Origin of the sequence: Pseudomonas sp. 44 R 15 (assembly GCF_900004965.1) — a bacterium.
Lineage (GTDB): Bacteria > Pseudomonadota > Gammaproteobacteria > Pseudomonadales > Pseudomonadaceae > Aquipseudomonas > Aquipseudomonas orientalis_A.
This window is the reverse complement of record NZ_CVTU01000099.1, coordinates 68,475-85,461: the sequence shown is the minus strand read 5'-3', so window position 1 is coordinate 85,461 and position 16,987 is coordinate 68,475. Positions and strand designations below refer to the sequence as shown.

General features: G+C 61.6%; 18 protein-coding genes and 1 other RNA gene. 11 read left to right on the top strand and 8 right to left on the bottom strand.

Annotated elements, in window-relative coordinates:
* The first annotated feature begins 20 nt into the window (after positions 1-20).
* Both ubiD and BFP93_RS16590 read left to right on the top strand, forming a co-directional pair.
* Complete coding sequence (gene ubiD / locus BFP93_RS16595) at positions 21-1,487, top strand: 4-hydroxy-3-polyprenylbenzoate decarboxylase (protein ID WP_065887012.1); 1,467 nt, start codon at positions 21-23, stop codon at positions 1,485-1,487.
* Positions 1,487-2,455, top strand: a complete 969-nt coding sequence (locus BFP93_RS16590) for a CDP-6-deoxy-delta-3,4-glucoseen reductase (protein ID WP_065893903.1) — start codon at positions 1,487-1,489, stop codon at positions 2,453-2,455. Before ubiD ends, BFP93_RS16590 begins: the two co-directional genes overlap by 1 nt.
* 181 nt (positions 2,456-2,636) lie before the next feature.
* Here BFP93_RS16590 and BFP93_RS16585 read toward each other — a convergent pair whose 3' ends face one another.
* Positions 2,637-3,119, bottom strand: a complete 483-nt coding sequence (locus tag BFP93_RS16585; RefSeq protein WP_065893902.1) for a sn-glycerol-3-phosphate transporter — start codon at positions 3,117-3,119, stop codon at positions 2,637-2,639.
* A 326-nt stretch (positions 3,120-3,445) separates the two neighbouring features.
* Between BFP93_RS16585 and BFP93_RS16580 the strand changes: the two genes are divergently transcribed.
* Both BFP93_RS16580 and BFP93_RS16575 read left to right on the top strand, forming a co-directional pair.
* Complete coding sequence (locus BFP93_RS16580; protein ID WP_065893901.1) at positions 3,446-5,833, top strand: TonB-dependent receptor plug domain-containing protein; 2,388 nt, start codon at positions 3,446-3,448, stop codon at positions 5,831-5,833.
* Positions 5,834-5,860: 27 nt separating this feature from the next.
* The gene (locus BFP93_RS16575; protein WP_065887016.1) at positions 5,861-6,514 is read left to right on the top strand and encodes a gamma-glutamylcyclotransferase; all 654 of its coding nucleotides are present in this window, start codon (positions 5,861-5,863) and stop codon (positions 6,512-6,514) included.
* On the opposite strand, the gene glpT is transcribed toward BFP93_RS16575, so the two are convergent.
* Positions 6,511-7,848, bottom strand: coding sequence for a glycerol-3-phosphate transporter (glpT, locus tag BFP93_RS16570; RefSeq protein ID WP_065887017.1), 1,338 nt, complete (start codon positions 7,846-7,848; stop codon positions 6,511-6,513). The genes BFP93_RS16575 and glpT overlap by 4 nt on opposite strands.
* A gap of 274 nt (positions 7,849-8,122) precedes the next feature.
* On the bottom strand, positions 8,123-9,100 hold the full coding sequence (locus BFP93_RS16565; RefSeq protein ID WP_065893900.1) for an NADPH:quinone oxidoreductase family protein: 978 nt from the start codon (positions 9,098-9,100) through the stop codon (positions 8,123-8,125).
* Positions 9,101-9,250: 150 nt separating this feature from the next.
* On the opposite strand from BFP93_RS16565, the gene BFP93_RS16560 reads away from it, so the two are divergent.
* On the top strand, positions 9,251-9,667 hold the full coding sequence (locus BFP93_RS16560; RefSeq protein WP_065893899.1) for a flagellar basal body-associated FliL family protein: 417 nt from the start codon (positions 9,251-9,253) through the stop codon (positions 9,665-9,667).
* 4 nt (positions 9,668-9,671) lie between these two features.
* On the opposite strand, the gene BFP93_RS16555 is transcribed toward BFP93_RS16560, so the two are convergent.
* On the bottom strand, positions 9,672-10,121 hold the full coding sequence (locus tag BFP93_RS16555; RefSeq protein WP_065893898.1) for an EVE domain-containing protein: 450 nt from the start codon (positions 10,119-10,121) through the stop codon (positions 9,672-9,674).
* Between the two features lie 194 nt (positions 10,122-10,315).
* On the opposite strand from BFP93_RS16555, the gene BFP93_RS28905 reads away from it, so the two are divergent.
* Positions 10,316-10,462 (top strand): hypothetical protein, encoded by a 147-nt coding sequence (locus tag BFP93_RS28905; RefSeq protein ID WP_015886446.1) that lies wholly within the window; start codon positions 10,316-10,318, stop codon positions 10,460-10,462.
* Between the two features lie 6 nt (positions 10,463-10,468).
* Here BFP93_RS28905 and BFP93_RS16550 read toward each other — a convergent pair whose 3' ends face one another.
* The 4 genes from BFP93_RS16550 to BFP93_RS16535 form a co-directional block, all read right to left on the bottom strand.
* Positions 10,469-11,098 (bottom strand): 5-formyltetrahydrofolate cyclo-ligase, encoded by a 630-nt coding sequence (locus BFP93_RS16550; RefSeq protein ID WP_065893897.1) that lies wholly within the window; start codon positions 11,096-11,098, stop codon positions 10,469-10,471.
* Positions 11,099-11,156: 58 nt separating this feature from the next.
* A non-coding RNA gene (ssrS, locus tag BFP93_RS16545) (6S RNA) lies at positions 11,157-11,335 on the bottom strand.
* Positions 11,336-11,365: 30 nt separating this feature from the next.
* Complete coding sequence (locus BFP93_RS16540) at positions 11,366-11,683, bottom strand: cell division protein ZapA (RefSeq protein WP_065887022.1); 318 nt, start codon at positions 11,681-11,683, stop codon at positions 11,366-11,368.
* Complete coding sequence (locus BFP93_RS16535) at positions 11,680-11,889, bottom strand: TIGR02449 family protein (protein WP_003177365.1); 210 nt, start codon at positions 11,887-11,889, stop codon at positions 11,680-11,682. The genes BFP93_RS16540 and BFP93_RS16535 overlap by 4 nt, the downstream gene beginning before the upstream one ends.
* A gap of 139 nt (positions 11,890-12,028) precedes the next feature.
* Between BFP93_RS16535 and BFP93_RS16530 the strand changes: the two genes are divergently transcribed.
* From BFP93_RS16530 to BFP93_RS16510, 5 genes are read left to right on the top strand one after another with little or no spacing between them, the layout of a single operon-like run.
* Entirely contained in the window at positions 12,029-12,586 is a 558-nt protein-coding gene (locus tag BFP93_RS16530) for a YecA/YgfB family protein (RefSeq protein ID WP_057723388.1), read from the top strand.
* 20 nt (positions 12,587-12,606) lie between these two features.
* The gene (gene pepP / locus BFP93_RS16525) at positions 12,607-13,929 is read left to right on the top strand and encodes a Xaa-Pro aminopeptidase (RefSeq protein ID WP_065893896.1); all 1,323 of its coding nucleotides are present in this window, start codon (positions 12,607-12,609) and stop codon (positions 13,927-13,929) included.
* A complete protein-coding gene (gene ubiH / locus BFP93_RS16520) occupies positions 13,926-15,113 on the top strand; it encodes a 2-octaprenyl-6-methoxyphenyl hydroxylase (RefSeq protein ID WP_065893895.1) in 1,188 nt (395 codons plus the stop codon). Before pepP ends, ubiH begins: the two co-directional genes overlap by 4 nt.
* Positions 15,106-15,591 (top strand): DUF4442 domain-containing protein, encoded by a 486-nt coding sequence (locus BFP93_RS16515; protein ID WP_065887025.1) that lies wholly within the window; start codon positions 15,106-15,108, stop codon positions 15,589-15,591. The genes ubiH and BFP93_RS16515 overlap by 8 nt, the downstream gene beginning before the upstream one ends.
* An 8-nt stretch (positions 15,592-15,599) precedes the next feature.
* A complete protein-coding gene (locus BFP93_RS16510) occupies positions 15,600-16,817 on the top strand; it encodes a 2-octaprenyl-3-methyl-6-methoxy-1,4-benzoquinol hydroxylase (protein ID WP_163003354.1) in 1,218 nt (405 codons plus the stop codon).
* The last annotated feature ends 170 nt before the right edge of the window (positions 16,818-16,987 follow it).

Here is a 16,987-nt window from a genome sequence, read left to right as displayed (position 1 = left end):
TTTTACGGGTGGCATGGTTAATGAAATTCAAGGATCTTCGGGATTTCGTGCAGCAACTTGAGCAGCGCGGAGAGTTGAAACGTATCCAGATGCCGATTTCACCGGTACTGGAAATGACTGAGATTTGCGACCGTACCTTGCGTAACAAGGGCCCGGCGCTGTTGTTCGAGAACCCGACCGGCTACGACATTCCGGTGCTCGGCAACCTGTTCGGCACACCCGAGCGCGTCGCCTTCGGCATGGGCGCCGAGGCGGTCAGCGAACTGCGCGAGATCGGCAAGCTGCTGGCCTTCCTCAAGGAGCCCGAGCCGCCCAAAGGCTTGAAGGACGCCTGGTCGAAGCTGCCGATCTTCCGCAAGATCATTGCCATGGCGCCCAAGGTGGTCAAGGACGCGGTGTGCCAGGAAGTGGTCATCGAAGGCGATGACGTCGACCTGGCCATGCTCCCCGTGCAGACCTGCTGGCCCGGCGACGTCGGCCCGCTGATCACCTGGGGCCTGACCGTCACCAAAGGTCCGAACAAGGACCGCCAGAACCTCGGCATCTACCGCCAGCAAGTGATCGGCCGCAACAAGGTGATCATGCGGTGGCTGAGCCACCGTGGCGGCGCCCTGGATTTTCGCGAATGGTGCGAAAAACACCCGGGCCAGCCATTTCCGGTCTCCGTGGCGCTGGGCGCCGACCCGGCCACTATTCTGGGCGCAGTGACGCCGGTGCCGGACAGCCTGTCCGAGTACGCCTTCGCCGGCCTGCTGCGCGGTAACCGCACCGAGCTGGTGAAGTGTCGCGGTAACGATCTGCAAGTGCCGGCCACCGCCGAAATCATCCTGGAAGGTGTGATTCATCCCGGTGAAATGGCCGATGAAGGGCCTTACGGTGACCACACCGGTTATTACAACGAAGTCGACAGCTTTCCGGTGTTCACCGTTGAGCGCATCACCCATCGGATCAAGCCGATCTACCACAGCACCTACACCGGCCGGCCGCCGGATGAGCCGGCCATCCTTGGCGTGGCGTTGAACGAGGTGTTCGTGCCGATCCTGCAAAAGCAGTTTCCGGAAATCACCGACTTCTACCTGCCGCCGGAAGGTTGCTCGTACCGCATGGCCATCGTCACCATGAAGAAGTCGTACCCAGGCCATGCCAAGCGGGTAATGCTGGGTGTGTGGTCGTTTTTACGACAGTTCATGTACACCAAGTTCGTTATCGTCACCGACGACGACATCAATGCCCGCGACTGGAACGACGTGATCTGGGCCATTACCACGCGCATGGACCCCAAGCGCGACACGGTGATGATCGACAACACGCCGATCGATTACCTCGACTTCGCTTCGCCGGTGTCGGGGCTTGGGTCGAAAATGGGCCTGGATGCCACTCACAAATGGCCGGGTGAAACCACCCGCGAGTGGGGCCGGGTCATCGTCAAGGATGACGCCGTGACTGCTCGCGTCGATGCAATCTGGAAAGAATTGGGAATAGATTGATGCGTGTAACCCTGCAACCTTCCGGCGCGGTACTGGAACTGAACCCCGGCGAACGCATCCTCGACGGCGCGCGCCGCCTGGGCTACGAATGCCCGCAGGCGTGTCGCAACGGCGTATGCCACGTGTGTGCGGCGCTGTTGGTGGAGGGCCGTGTGCAGCAGGGCGGTGAAGTGCGCGATCATGGTGAGTTCTACACCTGCATCGCCGAGCCGTTGGAAGATTGCATTGTGTTGTGGGATGGCGTGCTGGCGCCGGGGGAGTTGCCGGTGCGCAAATTGTCGTGCCAGTTGAGCGAATGCGTGGAAGTCGGCGGCGATGTGTGGCGCGTGCGCCTGCGGGCGCCGGCTGGCAAGGCGGTGCGTTACCACGCCGGGCAGTACCTGATGATCGAGCGTGAGAACGGCGAGAAGTCGGCGTTTTCCCTGGCATCGGCACCTCACTGCGGCCGCGAGCTGGAACTGCATGTGCTGGCCCGTGAGGACAGCGCACGCAACCTGTTGGAGCAGCTACAGCGCAACCGGATGGCGCGGGTTGAACTGCCGTTCGGTGACACCCACCTGGCCCAGTTGCCGGACGGGCCGCTGGTGCTGATCGCCGCCGGCACGGGCATGGCCCAGATGCACAGCCTGATCGAGCATTGCCGGGCTTCCGGCTTCAAGCACCCGGTGCACCTGTATTGGGGCGTGCGTCGCCCGGAAGATTTCTACGAGATCGAGCACTGGGATCAATGGCGGCAACTGCCCAACCTGTTCCTGCACAAAGTCGTCAGTGACCTGTGCGGTTGGGAAGGGCGCTGCGGCTTGCTGCATGAAGCCGTGTGCGAAGACATTACCGACCTCAAGGCCGTGCACGTGTACGCCAGCGGATCACCGGCGATGATCTACGGCACGCTGGATGCGTTGGTCGACGCCGGGATGGATGCGCACCAGATGCGCGCCGACGTATTCGCCTACGCCCCGCGTCCCTGACGTAATCAACGTATGGGAGGGGGCTTGCCCTAATGCCGCCCTCTGTAGGAGCGAGCTTGCTCGCGAAAAACTCACAGGCACCGCGTTCATTCAGAAAACACGCGTTATCGTTGACGGTTTTCGCGAGCAAGCTCGCTCCTACAGACAGGGCTTGCACCCTCCCACATTGATTTGCGCCCGTTCAGAATCTTAGTCCAGTCGTCACCATCGCTGCATTGAACCCCAGCAACGCCAGTTCTGCCGCCATCGGCCCGTAATGCGTGCCCACGGACGCAATGATGACGGGCGCCACGCCATAACGGTTCAGGGGGATCTTGTCACGGTACTTGCCGCGATAACCCTGGATCGCCCCACCCGTGACGTTCAGGTACACCGGGTACTCGGCCATGTCATAGCGCTTGCCGGCGTATGCGTAGTAGGCGCGTTGCCTGAACGAGTTGCGAAAGGTCGCCGCGCCATAGACCAGACCGGACGCTTCGTTGCGCTCCATCCCAATCAGGTTTTGCTGGTTGTTGTGCTCGGGGTCGGGCGCGAAATGCCGGGTGTAGACGCTGGTCTGCGCGTACCAGAAGCCTTTGTCGTCGTTTGCCGGTGGGGTTTCAGCTGCCAGTGCAGTGGTGGCCTGGGCCAGGAACAACAGGCCAGGCAAGCGGATTTTGTGCATGGGCGGCCTCGATAGTCGATTGGGTGAGCGGCTAAGTGGGTCGTGGTGTGTGCGGCATTTTGGCGGATTGCCCGCTGCTCAGGCTGAACCTGGGCTGAAAGCGCTCGGATTGCCATCGCGGTGGCTGATGAGCGGGGAGGGTGCTTATGCATTCGCTTATTCCTTTAAGGTATTTATTTTATTCGATGAATATCTTTAGGCTATATGTCAACGGACTACCGACTTCATCCACAGCCACCAATCACTGACCGCTACCGCCCGCCAGCCGGATCGATCGTACGAACTCAGAGCGTTGAAGTTCTATTAATTGATTCATAGGGAGCGGTATGGGGAGCTACAGAAAACACGCGTTATACACGGCGATTTTGTCGGCCAATTTGCTGACCACCGTGGGATTCAATCCCGTTCTTGCGGATGAAACGTCCGCCGTCGATGCGCCACAACTGGATACGGTCATCGTGACCGGCACCCGCGCCCAGGAGCGCACCGCCAGTGCTTCGCTGTCGCCAATCGATGTGATCTCCGGCGAAACCCTGCGCAGTACCGGTTCCGACGAGCTGGGCGCGGTGCTGGCGCGCCTGATCCCATCGATCAACTTTCCACGGCCGAGCCTGGTGGATGCCGCCGAGCTGGTACGCCCGGCGCAGTTGCGCGGTTTGTCACCGGACCAGGTGTTGGTACTGGTCAACGGCAAGCGCCGTCATACCAGCGCTTTCGTCAACCTCGGCGGTGCGGTCGGTCGCGGTTCGGCACCGGCGGACCTGAATGCAATCCCACTGTCGGCGGTGGACCACATCGAAGTGCTGCGCGATGGCGCGTCGGCACGTTACGGCTCCGACGCGATCGCCGGCGTGATCAACGTGATCCTCAAGCACGACGACCAGGGCGGTTCGATCTCCACTCGGTTCGGCGGGTACAAAAAAGGTGACGGCATCCAGCGTAATGTCAGCGGCAATACGGGCCTGGCATTGGGCGAAAACGGCTTTATCAATCTGTCGGCCGAAGGTGCCGACAACGATTACACCAACCGTGCCGGCAATGATTACCGCCCAGGCAGCGTCGGTTCCACCACCTACGGCCAGCGTGTATTCCGTCAAGGCGAGCCGGCCACCAATGAGGGCAAATTCCAGTTCAACTCGGAATATTCCTTCAACGATGCCGCCGAGTTCTACAGTTTCGGTGGCTACAGCAAGCGCCGCGGCGAGACGGCAGCGTTCTACCGCGCCAGCAACGCTTCCAACAATATTGCGGCACTCAACCCCAACGGCTACCTGCCGCTGATCAAGGGCAACCTGGAAGACACCTCGCTGGTGGTGGGCCTGCGCGGGCTGCTCGCCTACGACTGGCACTACGACCTGTCGGCCAACTACGGCAAGAATCAGTACGAGCTCGGCACCGAAACCATCAACACCTCTCTGGGCCTGGCGACGCCGCGCAAATTCAACAACGGCACCCTGAGCAACGAGCAGAAGCAAGTCAGCCTGGACCTGTCCCGTGAGTTTGATCTGGGCTGGCTGCCGTACCCGGTGGCCGTGGCGTTCGGCGGTGAATACTTGCATCAGGGCTATGAAATCCAGGCAGGTGAGCCCGCGTCCTACTACCAGACCGGCAGTTCTGGCCTTGGCGGGTTCCGCGATGCCGATGCCGGCACCAGTACGCGGCATAATTGGGCGCAATACCTGGATTTGGAAACCCACTTCACCGAAAAACTCAGCGCCTCGGCCGCCGTGCGCCATGAGGACTACAGCGATTTTGGCTCCAACCTCAGCGGTTCGCTGTCGGCGCGTTACGACTTCACCCCGCAAGTGGCGTTGCGCGGCAGCATTTCCAATGGCTTTCGCGCGCCGTCCCTGGCCCAGCAGAACTTCGCCTATACCTCATCGCAATTGATCGGTAATACGATCCAGGAGGCCGGCACGTTCCCGGCCAACAGCCAAGTGGCGCGCCTGCTCGGTGCCGAAGACCTCAAGGCTGAAAAATCGCGTAACTACAGCCTTGGCCTGGTGCTGGAGCCTGCCGACGACCTGACGGTGACACTGGATGTGTACCGCATCGACATACGCGACCGCATCAGCCTGTCGTCCAACCTGAATCTCAATCCGGCGACGGTGGCCTACCTGCAAGCTAACGGTGTCGGCAATATCAACTACACCACAGCGCGTTATTTCACCAACGCCACCGACACCAGCACCGACGGTGTCGACCTGGTGGCCAACTATCGCTATCAGTTCGATAACGGTATTCGCTGGAACAGCACCGTGGGCTACAACTACAACCACACCAAGGTCACCGATGTGAAGGCCAATCCGGCCGTCCTCGACAGCCTGGGCGCCAACCTGGTGCGGGTGGACCGTCGCGAGCGCATCGGCCTGCTCGGCGATACCACACCCCAGCACAAGCTGAGCCTGGGCAACGACTTCACCTTCGGCAATTGGGCGCTGCACAGCAACCTGGTGCGCTATGGTGAGTTCACCAGCTACCAGGCGGACAAGGTCAACGACCAGACCTTCAAGGCAGCCTGGGTGCTGGACCTGTCGGCGGACTACAAGTTGAAGAACTGGACCTTCACGCTCGGCGGCGACAACGTCACCGATAAATACCCCGAGAAGGTCAATGCCTACGCCAGCAGCGGCGGCAACCTGGCCTACAGCACTTTTTCGCCGTACGGTTACAGCGGCGCGTTTTATTACGGTAAAGTCGCTTACAACTGGTAGCACACAGGAGGCGCAACGCTTTTCGCCATGACCGCCATTGAAACCGATCTTTTGCAGTTGGCTTACCCTCCGCGGCTCGATCTTGGGCCGCAACTCACTCACGAACAATTAATGAGCTCGATGCAGGCCACCATGGCCCGGCATAAGGGTGGGCCGGTCTGGCTGTTTGCCTATGGTTCGTTGATCTGGCGTCCTGAATGTTCGTCGAGCGAGCGGGTGCGCGCACGGGTTCACGGTTATCACCGTGGCCTGTACCTGTGGTCCCACGAGCACCGGGGTACGCCGGAGTTGCCGGGCCTGGTCTTCGGGCTGGATCGGGGCGGTTCGTGCAGCGGGTTTGCCTACCGCTTGCCGGAAGATCAGTTGGAGGCTTCGCTGTATGCGTTATGGCAACGCGAAATGCCTTACCCCTCCTACAAGCCGCACTGGCTCAGTTGCCGCCTGGAAGATGGCAGTCAGGTGCAGGCGTTGGGATTTGTGCTGGAGCGGCACTTGCCCAGCTATGCCGGCAACTTGCCCGATATCGTACTGAACCATGTGCTGCAAAGCGCTTGCGGGCGTTACGGCACTACTCGCGATTATGTCGAGCAGACCGTGAACGCCCTGCGTAGCCACGCCATGCCAGATAAAAACCTGGAGGCGCGGCTCAAGCGTTGTGCGAAGGATTGCCCGGGCAGTTAGCGCGCCGAGCTGACGCTGTTGGTGTGCCACAGGGTCGGGATCAGGAAGGCGATCGCCAGCACGCACGCGCCAATCAGCAGCACGAAACCACCGTCCCAACCGAAGTGGTCCACGGTGTAGCCCATCGCCGCGCTCGCCGCCACCGAACCGCCCAGGTAGCCGAACAGGCCGGTGAAGCCAGCCGCGGTGCCGGCGGCTTTCTTCGGTGCCAGTTCCAGCGCCTGCAGGCCGATCAGCATCACCGGGCCGTAGATCAAAAAGCCGATGGAGACCAGCGCAATCATGTCGACCATCGGGTTGCCCGGCGGGTTGAGCCAGTAAACCAGAGTCGCCACGGTCACCAGCGCCATGAACACGATGCCGGTCAGGCCGCGATTGCCACGGAAGATTTTGTCCGACATCCAGCCGCACAGCAGCGTGCCCGGGATACCAGCCCACTCGTAAAAGAAATACGCCCAGGACGACTTGTCGACCGTGAAATGCTTGGCTTCTTTCAGGTAGGTCGGCGCCCAGTCCAGTACGCCGTAGCGCAGCAGGTAGACGAACACGTTGGCGAGGGCGATGTACCACAGCATTTTGTTGCGCAGCACGTACTTGACGAAGATTTCCTTGGCGCTGAATTCGTCTTCGTGGCTGGCGTCGTAGCCTTCCGGGTAGTCGTTCTTGTACTGCTCGATCGGCGGAAGGCCAACCGATTGCGGCGTGTCGCGCATGGTGATGAAGGCAAACGCCGCCACTGCCAGCGCCACCGTGGCCGGGACGTAGAACGCCGCATGCCAGTCATTGAACCAGGCCATGCCCAGCAGGAACAGCGGACCGATCAGGCCGCCGCCGACGTTGTGCGCCACGTTCCACACCGAGACCACGCCGCCGCGTTCTTTCTGCGACCACCAGTGCACCATGGTCCGCCCACTTGGCGGCCAGCCCATGCCTTGGGCCCAACCGTTGATGAACAGCAAAATGAACATCATGGTCACGCTGGACGTCGCCCAAGGCGCGAAACCGAAAATGAACATCACCCCCGCTGACACCAGCAGGCCGAAGGGCAGGAAGTAACGCGGGTTGGAGCGGTCGGACACCAGGCCCATGAGGAACTTGGACAGGCCGTAGGCAATCGCGATGGCCGACATCGCCAAGCCCAGCTCACCGCGGGTATAGCCCTCGTCGATCAGGTAGGGCATGGCCAGGGAGAAGTTTTTGCGCAGCAGGTAATAGCCGGCGTAACCGAAGAAAATACCGGCGAAGATCTGCCAGCGCAGGCGTCGGTAGGTGCTGTCTATTTTTTCTTCAGGCAGGGGCGCCTGGTGTGCGGCAGGTCGGAAGAAAGCAAACATTCAAGGGCTCCAAATTTCTTGTTTTGACTGCGGATGCGAATGTTACAGTTTCGTTACCGAAAATAGCATCGCCTCTTATCCGCAAACACAGGAAATGGGAGCAATTGCATGTTCTCTTATGAACATGTCGCGAATAGGTAAGTGTGGGTCGTTGAGGATCAAATGTGGGAGGGGGCTTGCCCCCGATGGCGGTGTATCAGGTTAGTCATTGCTGGCTGACCCACTGCTATCGGGGGCAAGCCCCCTCCCACATTTGGGCTGCATTCCACTTCGGTCAGCGGATTTGCACGACAACCTTACCCACCGCCTTGCGCTGCCCCAGGTCATTGATTGCCTGGGCCGCCTGTTCCAGCGGGTAAACCTGTGACACCAGCGGCTTCAACTTGCCCTCGGCATACCAGGTGAACAGTTGCTGAAAATTGGCCGCATTGTCCTGCGGCTGACGCTGGGCAAACGAGCCCCAGAATACGCCCACCACCGCCGCGCCCTTGAGCAGTGCCAGGTTCACCGGCAATTCGGGGATGCGCCCGCTGGCAAAGCCCACTACCAACAGACGACCATTCCAGGCGATCGAGCGGATCGCCTGGTCAAACAGGTCACCACCCACCGGATCGTAGATCACATCGGCGCCGTTGCCGTCGGTGAGGCGCTTGACCTCATCCTTGAGGTTGGCTTCGCTGTAATTGATCAACTCATCGGCGCCGGCCGCCTTGGCCACCGCGAGTTTGTCGGCGCTGCTGGCGGCGGCGATCACCCGGGCGCCCATGGCCTTGCCGATTTCCACGGCGGCCAGGCCCACGCCACCGGAAGCACCGAGCACCAGCAGGGTTTCGCCGGGTTGCAGGTTGGCGCGCTGTTTCAGCGCGTGCATCGAGGTGCCGTAGGTCATGCTGAAGGCGGCGGCGGTGTTGAAGTCCATGCTCGGCGGGATCGGCAGCACGTTATAGCCCGGCACCGCCACCTGCTCGGCAAAACTGCCCCAGCCGGTCAGGGCCATCACGCGATCACCGACTTTCAAGTGGCTGACCTTCTCCCCGACGTCACTCACCACGCCCGCCGCTTCGCCACCCGGAGAAAACGGGAAGGGCGGCTTGAACTGGTATTTACCCTCGATGATCAGGGTGTCCGGAAAATTCACCCCGGCCGCGTGCACGTCCAGCAGGACTTCGTTCTTCTTGATCGCGGGGCTGGCGATCTCTTCCAGCACCAGGGTTTCGGCGGGGCCGAAGGCTTTGCACAGCACAGCTTTCATCGGACTATTCCTTTTGGCGTCGTGGCCGATAAGTGTAGGAGGGTACGCCCGTGGGTCAACAAGCATGCCCGCGCCTGATAAGCCCCCATAAGCTTGTGCTCAGCCTTGCTAGCGTTATGCTACCCGGCAACCGAATTCGAGGAATGAACTGTGAAAGCGTGGATCCTGTTGATGCTGGCCCTGACCTTGCCGATGGTCGCCCAGGCCGAAGAAGCCAAAGAGGCCAAAGAGGGCGAGGCGCCGAAGGTCAGCTATATCAGCCTGACGCCGCCGTTCGTGGGCAACTACGGCCTGGATGGCACGGCAAAACTCAAGGTATTCAAGGCCGACATCGCTCTGCGCGTTACCGGCACCGAAGCCGCCGCAGCGGTCAAAGCCAATGATGCGTTGATTCGCAACCAACTGGTGGCACTGTTTACCCAGCAGACCAACGAAGCCATGAGCACGGTTGAAGGCAAGGAAAAGCTGCGCCAGGAAGCGTTGAAACAGACGCAGCAGGTGATGAACGATGAGACCGGCAAGCCGATGGTGGAAGACCTGTTGTTCAACAACCTGATCATTCAGTAACCCTTCAACGCAACGCCAGGACTGCCGCCCACTGTTCGGCAGTGACCGGCATCACCGAGAGCCGGCTGCCTTTTTGCACCAGAGGCAGTTCGGCCAGCGCGGCCTGCTGTTTCAGGTAGCCCAGGCCCATCACCTTGGGAAAGGTCTGCACGTGCGCGACGTCAATTGCGCTCCACGGGTTTTTTTCCGGGGTGGCCTTGGCATCGAAGTAGTGGCTTTCCGGCTCCAGCGCGGTGGGGTCGGGATAGGCGGACTTGACGATCTTGCCGATGCCGGCAATGCCTGGCTCGGGGCAGCTGGAGTGGTAGAAGAAGAATTCGTCGCCCACCGCCATGGCCCGCAAAAAGTTGCGCGCCTGGTAATTGCGCACCCCGTCCCAGCGGGCTTCACCGAGCGTTTCCAGGCCTTTGATCGAGAGTTCGTCGGGCTCGGATTTCATCAACCAGTAGGCCATTTTTGCGCTCCTGAAAAAGGCATTGGGCAAGTTGTCGGGCAATCCCGTGACAAACCGACAGTCGGTTGGCGTCAAGGTTTGCGTGTTGGTTCACGTTACCGCAGAATGCCGGGCTTCAAGCTTGGCGCAGCTGCAACGGACTACTTTGGAACGTTGTTGTCATCGTGTACGAGATGCCTGAAGGGGGGCAATCGATGCAACGTAAACCGGATTTACTATGGATATTGGTTATTTTGTTTGGTCTGGGTGTCGTGACCACCGGGTATGCCCAGAGCTTGTGGTCGAACAAGACCGATGCACCGGTTGAGCTTTCGCCTGTGCAGCAGCAATTCAAGCGTTAACGCGATTTAAAGCGTCGCTGGTTCCAGCGGCGTTTCTGCTACATACCATTGCTTTTCGGTGACAGTGCCCGCCAGCGGCACGTCCCAACTCGCCTGCGCCAAGCGATCGACTTGCTGACATTCATGGGCCAACCCCAGCAGCGTCGGCTTGCGCCACGTGTTGCGCCTGGCCAGGTAAGCCAGGCTGCGGTCATAGAAGCCGCCGCCCATGCCCAATCGCCCACCCTCATTATCGAACCCCACCAGCGGCATCAGCACCAGGTCCAGCGCCCACACTTTGCGTTGGCGGTGGGCATCGGCCCGAGGCTCGAGAATACGAAAGCGGTTGGGCAGCAACTTATCCCCAGGCCGCACGCGCTGGAACACCATTTTGGTTCGTGGCCACGCACTCAGTACGGGCAGGTAGGTGGCCTTGCCCCGGCGCTGGGCAGCGCGCAGCAGCAGGCGCGGATCGATTTCACCGTCCGTCGGTAGATACAGGGAAATATGTCTGGCCCGGCGAAACAGCGGGTGCTGTGCCAGTTGCCGGTAAAGACCTTGCGCGGCCTGACGCTGCTCGCTCGGTGTCAGAGCGCGGCGTGCTTTGCGCAACAGGCGTCGAAGTTGCGGACGGGAAAGCGGCGCAGGTTCGGTCATGGCTGTTCGGCTCATAAAACAATGCCAGTCCGAAGACTGGCATTGAGTTTGGGAATTCAGGCTCCCCGGCAGAGCCGCTGTCGACTAAGCCCTTGAACCCGAAAGTTCAAGGTGGAAGAAGCAGTAGGCTTTAAGGCTTTCCGTCTAGCGGACATGCACACCAGCCCAACGTGCAACTTCCAGGGTAGTGCGAATCGGCTCCGGGACATCGCCGACTGGCAAACACGCCAGGGAGTGAGGCGAGTATACCTTAAACAGACTCGGCAATCAGCCCTTGGGTGCGTCGGAATCGGTGGAAAGCGCCAGGTCGACGCGTTCGAGCAGGTCACGCACTTGCTCGCGGGTCGAGCCGCTGGCCTGCGCGTCAGGGCGTTCCTGCTTGTGCAGCAGGTCGTGGGTAATGTTCAGTGCAGCCATCACGGCGATGCGGTCGGCGCCGATCACTTTGCCGCTGCTGCGGATTTCACGCATCTTGCCGTCCAGGTAGCGGGCAGCGCTCACCAGGTTGCTGCGCTCCTCCTGGGGGCAGATGATCGAATACTCTTTGTCGAGGATCTGCACGGTAACGCTATTGCTTGAACTCATGAGTCTTGCTCCAGGGCCTTCAGGCGCGAAATCATCGATTCGACCTTACGCCGGGCGATTTCGTTTTTTTCAATGAGGTGAGCGCGTTCCTCGCGCCAGGTCTTTTCCTGAGCTAATAGGAGTCCGTTTTGACTCTTAAGTTGCTCGACCCGATCAATTAGCAGTTCGAGTCTGGCCATCAGCGCTTGCAGGTCGGTGTCTTCCATTGGGTTCCACTGGATTTTGTCTGATGAATGGCAACTTCAGGATAAACGATCTGACGCCCTCGATAGTCTTGGTGCGTCTGCCGGTGCTAGGATACAGCGCTCCATTCTAGACATTGCGCCGTCTGGCGCCTAGCTCACCATGCCCATTCAGAACTCCCCGTACGACGCTTTTTCCAAACTGCTGAGCACCAGCGGTCATCCTTGCTCGCCTGCCGAACTGCACGGCGTGCTGTTGGGCCGCAGTTGCACCGGCGTGGGCTTCGATGCCGACAACTGGCTGGCCGATGTGGCCGAGCTGCTGGAAACCGAACCGACCGAGAACGTGCGTAACGCGCTGATCGGCCTGCAAGAGATGGTCAAGGGCGAGCTGACCGGTGATGACGTCACCGTGGTCCTGCTGCTGCCGACCGACGACGCACCGCTCGCCGAGCGTGCCGCTGCACTGGGCCAATGGTGCCAGGGCTTCCTCCACGGTTTCGGCGTGAATGCCGGCGGCCTGGAACTGAGCACCGACGCCAAGGAAGTGTTGCAGGACCTGGCAGCCATCTCCCAGGTGCAAGACGCCCTGGAAGAGTCCGAAGACGGCGAGGGTGACTACATGGAAGTCATGGAATACCTGCGCGTTGCGCCGTTGCTGCTGTTCACCGAGACCAGGAAGTCCGCTGAACCTGCGGCGCCCAAGCCGTCGCTGCACTGAAAAAGGAAGCCCATCTGCCCATGATCCATATCCCCAGAGCGGAATACACCCGTCGCCGCAAGGCGCTCATGGCGCAGATGGAACCCAACAGCATCGCGATCCTGCCGGCTGCCGCCGTGGCTATCCGCAACCGTGATGTAGAGCATGTCTACCGTCAGGACAGCGACTTCCAGTACCTGAGCGGCTTCCCTGAACCGCAGGCGGTGATCGTGCTGATGCCCGGTCGCCAGCATGGCGAGTACATAATGTTCTGCCGCGAACGCAACGCCGAACGCGAATTGTGGGACGGCCTGCGTGCCGGTACCGAAGGCGCGATCCGCGATTTTGGCGCTGACGACGCGTTTCCCATCACCGATATCGACGACATCCTGCCCGGCCTGATTGAAGGCCGTGACCGGGTGTATTCGGCCATGGGCAGCAATGCCGAATTCGACCGGCATGTGATGGAGTGGATCAACGTGATCCGCTCCAAGGCGCACCTGGGCGCCCAGCCGCCGAACGAATTCGTTGCCCTGGATCATTTGCTGCACGACATGCGCCTGTATAAATCGGCGGCGGAAGTGAAGGTGATGCGCGAGGCGGCGCGAATTTCCTGCGCCGCCCATGTGCGCGCGATGCAGGCCAGCCGTGCCGGCCTGCATGAGTTCAGCCTGGAAGCCGAGCTGGATTACGAGTTCCGCAAGGGCGGCGCGAAAATGCCGGCGTATGGCTCCATTGTGGCGGCCGGGCGCAACAGCTGCATCCTGCATTACCAGCAGAATGACGCGCTGCTCAAGGACGGTGACCTGGTATTGATCGACGCCGGTTGCGAGATCGACTGCTACGCCAGTGACATCACTCGCACCTGGCCGGTCAACGGCAGGTTTTCGCCCGAGCAAAAGGCGATCTACGAGATTGTGCTGGCCTCCCAGGAAGCCGCTTTCGCGCAGATCGCGCCGAACAAGCATTGGAACCAGGCGCATGAGGCGACCGTGCAGGTCATCACGGCCGGGCTGGTCAGGCTGGGGTTGCTGCAAGGCGAGGTTGACGAACTGATCGCCAGCGAAGCCTACCGCGCCTTTTACATGCATCGCGCCGGTCATTGGCTGGGCATGGATGTGCATGATGTGGGCGAGTACAAAGTCGGCGGTGAATGGCGCGTGCTGGAAGTCGGCATGGCCTTGACCGTGGAGCCGGGGATCTATATTTCACCGGATAACCAGAACGTAGCGAAGAAGTGGCGTGGCATTGGCGTACGCATCGAGGACGACGTGATAGTGACCAAGCAAGGCTGTGAAATTCTGACCGGCGCGGTGCCCAAGACGGTGGCCGAGATCGAAGCGCTGATGGCGGCTGCCCGATGAGCCGGGTCAACCTGGCGATCATCGGCGGTGGCCTGGTGGGCGCCAGCCTGGCGCTGGCGTTGCAGGCCGGGGCCAAGGCGCGAGGGTGGAAAATCGCACTGATCGAGCCCTTCGCGCCCGGCGACAGTTATCAGCCGAGCTACGATGCGCGCTCCTCGGCGCTGTCCTTTGGTGCCCGGCAGATCTATCAGCGCCTGGGCGTGTGGCAGGACATTTCCCGTCGCGCCGAGCCGATCAAGCAGATTCATGTGTCCGACCGTGGACGCTTCTCCACCGCGCGTCTGTCAGCCCTGGAAGAGGGTGTGCCGGCCCTCGGTTACGTGGTGGAAAACGCCTGGCTGGGCCAATGCCTGTGGCAAGGCCTGGATAAAGAGGTGGTCAGCTGGCGCTGCCCGGCGGAAGTCACGCGCATGGAGCCGCTGCCTGATGGCTACCGCCTGACCCTCAACGATGAAACCGTGCTCGAATGCGACCTCGCGGTATTGGCCGACGGCGGCCGCTCGGGCCTGCGCGAACAACTGGGCATCGGCGTCAAGACGCGCCCTTACAACCAGAGCGCGCTGATCGCCAACATCACCCCGAGCGAAGGCCATAATGGCGAAGCGTTCGAGCGCTTCACCGATGAAGGGCCGATGGCCTTGCTGCCGCTGCCCGACAACCGCTGCGCGCTGGTCTGGACCCGCATGGGCATGGACGCCGAGCGCCTGGCGGGCCTTGACGAGCGCAGTTTCCTGAGCGAATTGCAGGGCGTGTTCGGCTATCGCCTGGGCACCCTGAAGCAGGTAGGCGCGCGGCATCTGTATCCGCTGACCCTGGTGGAAGCGGAAGAACAGGTCCGCTCGCACCTGGTGGTCCTCGGCAATGCGGCGCACAGCCTGCACCCGATCGCCGGGCAGGGTTTCAACCTGTCCCTGCGCGACGCCAACGCCCTGGCCGAAGCCTTGCTGGCCGGCCCTGCCGTGCCGGGCGACCTGGCGACGCTGCAGCGCTACCGCGAGCGCCAGCGCCTGGACCAGCAACTGACGGTGGGTTTCTCCGACCAGGTCACGCGCCTGTTCGGCAGCGGCCAACCGTTGGTGGCGCTGGGGCGCAACATGGGCCTGCTCGGCCTCGACCTGCTGCCGCCGGCCAAGCGCTGGTTCGCCCGCCAGGCCATGGGCCTGGGTACGCGCCCCGATGCGTAAGTGGCTGATCCAGCGCCTGGGCAAGGCGCGGCTGCTGCGCTGGGTGATGACGCTCTATCCGCCGTACCTGGGCGCCGGGGTCAGCGTGCAGCAGATGAGCGCCGACTTTCGTCACGTCAAGGTGCGCATGGGCCTGGGCTGGTATAACCGCAACTATGTGGGCACCCAGTTCGGCGGCAGCCTGTATTCGATGGTCGACCCGTTCTACATGCTGATGCTGATGGAGAACCTGGGCCGTGATTACATTGTCTGGGACAAGGCCGCCAGCATCGACTTCATCTCGCCGGGCAAAGGCCCGGTGTATGCCGAGTTTTCCATCGACGACGCCCTGCTCGATGAGGTTCGTCGACAGACCGCCGATGGCGAGAAATATTTGCCTCGGCTCAAGGTCCAGATTCATGACGGCTCCGGCACTCTGGTGGCGCGGGTCGACAAAACCCTTTACGTGCGGCGCAAGCCGCCAGCGAGACAGGCTTGACTATGGACATGCGCGCAGATGTGCTGATTGTCGGGGCCGGAATGGTCGGAAGCGCCCTGGCGCTGGCGTTGCAGGGCAGTGGCCTGCAGGTATTGCTGCTTGACGGTAGCCCGCTGAGCGTCAAGCCGTTCGAACCGGCGGCGGCGTTTGAACCGCGGGTCAGTGCGCTGTCCGCCGCCAGCCAGCGCATTCTCGAACGCCTTGGCGTGTGGGACGGCATCGTCGAGCGCCGCGCCAGCCCCTATGGCCAGATGCAAGTGTGGGACGGCAGCGGCACCGGGCAGATCCACTTCTCGGCGGCCAGTGTGCATGCCGAGGTGCTGGGGCATATCGTCGAGAACCGCGTGATCCAGGATGCCTTGCTGGACCGCCTGCATGATTGTGACCTGGGGCTGCTGGCCAATGCGCGCCTGGAGCAGATGCGCCGTTCCGGCGATGAATGGCTGCTGACCCTGGCCGATGGGCGCAAGCTGCGCGCGCCGCTGGTGGTCGCCGCCGATGGCGCCAACTCCGCAGTGCGCCGCCTGACCGGCACCCCCACCCGTGAATGGGACTACCTGCACAACGCCATCGTGACCAGCGTACGCAGCAGCCAGCCGCACCAGCGCACCGCGTGGCAACGCTTCACCGACACGGGCCCGCTGGCATTCCTGCCGCTGGTGCGTGATGGTCAGGAGGACTGGTGCTCGATTGTCTGGTCGACCACGCCGGCGGAGTCCGAGCGTTTGATGGCCCTGGACGATGAGCGCTTCTGCGGTGAGCTGGAGCGCGCCTTTGAGGGGCGCCTGGGCACGGTGGTCAGCGCCGACCCGCGCGTCTGCGTGCCGTTGCGTCAGCGTCACGCCAAACGTTACGTGGCCGAAGGCCTGGCGTTGATTGGCGATGCGGCCCACGTCATCCATCCCTTGGCGGGGCAGGGCGTGAACCTGGGCTTTCTCGATGCCGCGGTGCTGGCCGAAGTGCTGCTGGCGGCCAGCGAACGTGGCGAGCGTCTGGCGGATGTGAAGGTGCTGAGCCGCTACGAGCGTCGGCGCATGCCGCATAACCTGGCGCTGATGGCGGCAATGGAAGGCTTCGAGCGCCTGTTTCAGGCCGATCAACTGCCGCTGCGCTGGTTGCGCAATGCCGGGTTGAAGATCGTCGACCAGATTCCCGAAGCCAAGGCACTGTTTGTACGCCAGGCCTTGGGCCTGACCGGCGACCTCCCGGACCTCGCCAAACTGTAAATTGAAATGCGGCCCCCTGTGGGAGGGGGCTTGCCCCCGATGGCGGCCTCTTGGCTTGCCAGTATCTTGGATCAGACCGAGTACATATCCATTATTTAGGTAACGGCCACTTAGGGTTCCGCCCTGACGGCGGGTCACTTTGGAAAAGCCCCAAAGTAACCAAAGGGCTC

What these genes read in the sequence shown, in the direction of transcription:
- BFP93_RS16530 (WP_057723388.1), top strand. Translation starts at nt 12,029, where the DNA reads ATGCCCATTCAGAACTCCCCGTACGACGCTTTTTCCAAACTGCTGAGC.
- BFP93_RS16580 (WP_065893901.1), top strand. Translation starts at nt 3,446, where the DNA reads ATGGGGAGCTACAGAAAACACGCGTTATACACGGCGATTTTGTCGGCC.
- BFP93_RS16575 (WP_065887016.1), top strand. Translation starts at nt 5,861, where the DNA reads ATGACCGCCATTGAAACCGATCTTTTGCAGTTGGCTTACCCTCCGCGG.
- ubiD (WP_065887012.1), top strand. Translation starts at nt 21, where the DNA reads ATGAAATTCAAGGATCTTCGGGATTTCGTGCAGCAACTTGAGCAGCGC.
- BFP93_RS16515 (WP_065887025.1), top strand. Translation starts at nt 15,106, where the DNA reads ATGCGTAAGTGGCTGATCCAGCGCCTGGGCAAGGCGCGGCTGCTGCGC.
- glpT (WP_065887017.1), bottom strand. Translation starts at nt 7,848, where the DNA reads ATGTTTGCTTTCTTCCGACCTGCCGCACACCAGGCGCCCCTGCCTGAA.
- BFP93_RS16565 (WP_065893900.1), bottom strand. Translation starts at nt 9,100, where the DNA reads ATGAAAGCTGTGCTGTGCAAAGCCTTCGGCCCCGCCGAAACCCTGGTG.
- BFP93_RS28905 (WP_015886446.1), top strand. Translation starts at nt 10,316, where the DNA reads ATGCAACGTAAACCGGATTTACTATGGATATTGGTTATTTTGTTTGGT.
- pepP (WP_065893896.1), top strand. Translation starts at nt 12,607, where the DNA reads ATGATCCATATCCCCAGAGCGGAATACACCCGTCGCCGCAAGGCGCTC.
- BFP93_RS16550 (WP_065893897.1), bottom strand. Translation starts at nt 11,098, where the DNA reads ATGACCGAACCTGCGCCGCTTTCCCGTCCGCAACTTCGACGCCTGTTG.
- BFP93_RS16540 (WP_065887022.1), bottom strand. Translation starts at nt 11,683, where the DNA reads ATGAGTTCAAGCAATAGCGTTACCGTGCAGATCCTCGACAAAGAGTAT.
- BFP93_RS16590 (WP_065893903.1), top strand. Translation starts at nt 1,487, where the DNA reads ATGCGTGTAACCCTGCAACCTTCCGGCGCGGTACTGGAACTGAACCCC.
- BFP93_RS16555 (WP_065893898.1), bottom strand. Translation starts at nt 10,121, where the DNA reads ATGGCCTACTGGTTGATGAAATCCGAGCCCGACGAACTCTCGATCAAA.
- ubiH (WP_065893895.1), top strand. Translation starts at nt 13,926, where the DNA reads ATGAGCCGGGTCAACCTGGCGATCATCGGCGGTGGCCTGGTGGGCGCC.
- BFP93_RS16535 (WP_003177365.1), bottom strand. Translation starts at nt 11,889, where the DNA reads ATGGAAGACACCGACCTGCAAGCGCTGATGGCCAGACTCGAACTGCTA.
- BFP93_RS16510 (WP_163003354.1), top strand. Translation starts at nt 15,600, where the DNA reads ATGCGCGCAGATGTGCTGATTGTCGGGGCCGGAATGGTCGGAAGCGCC.
- BFP93_RS16585 (WP_065893902.1), bottom strand. Translation starts at nt 3,119, where the DNA reads ATGCACAAAATCCGCTTGCCTGGCCTGTTGTTCCTGGCCCAGGCCACC.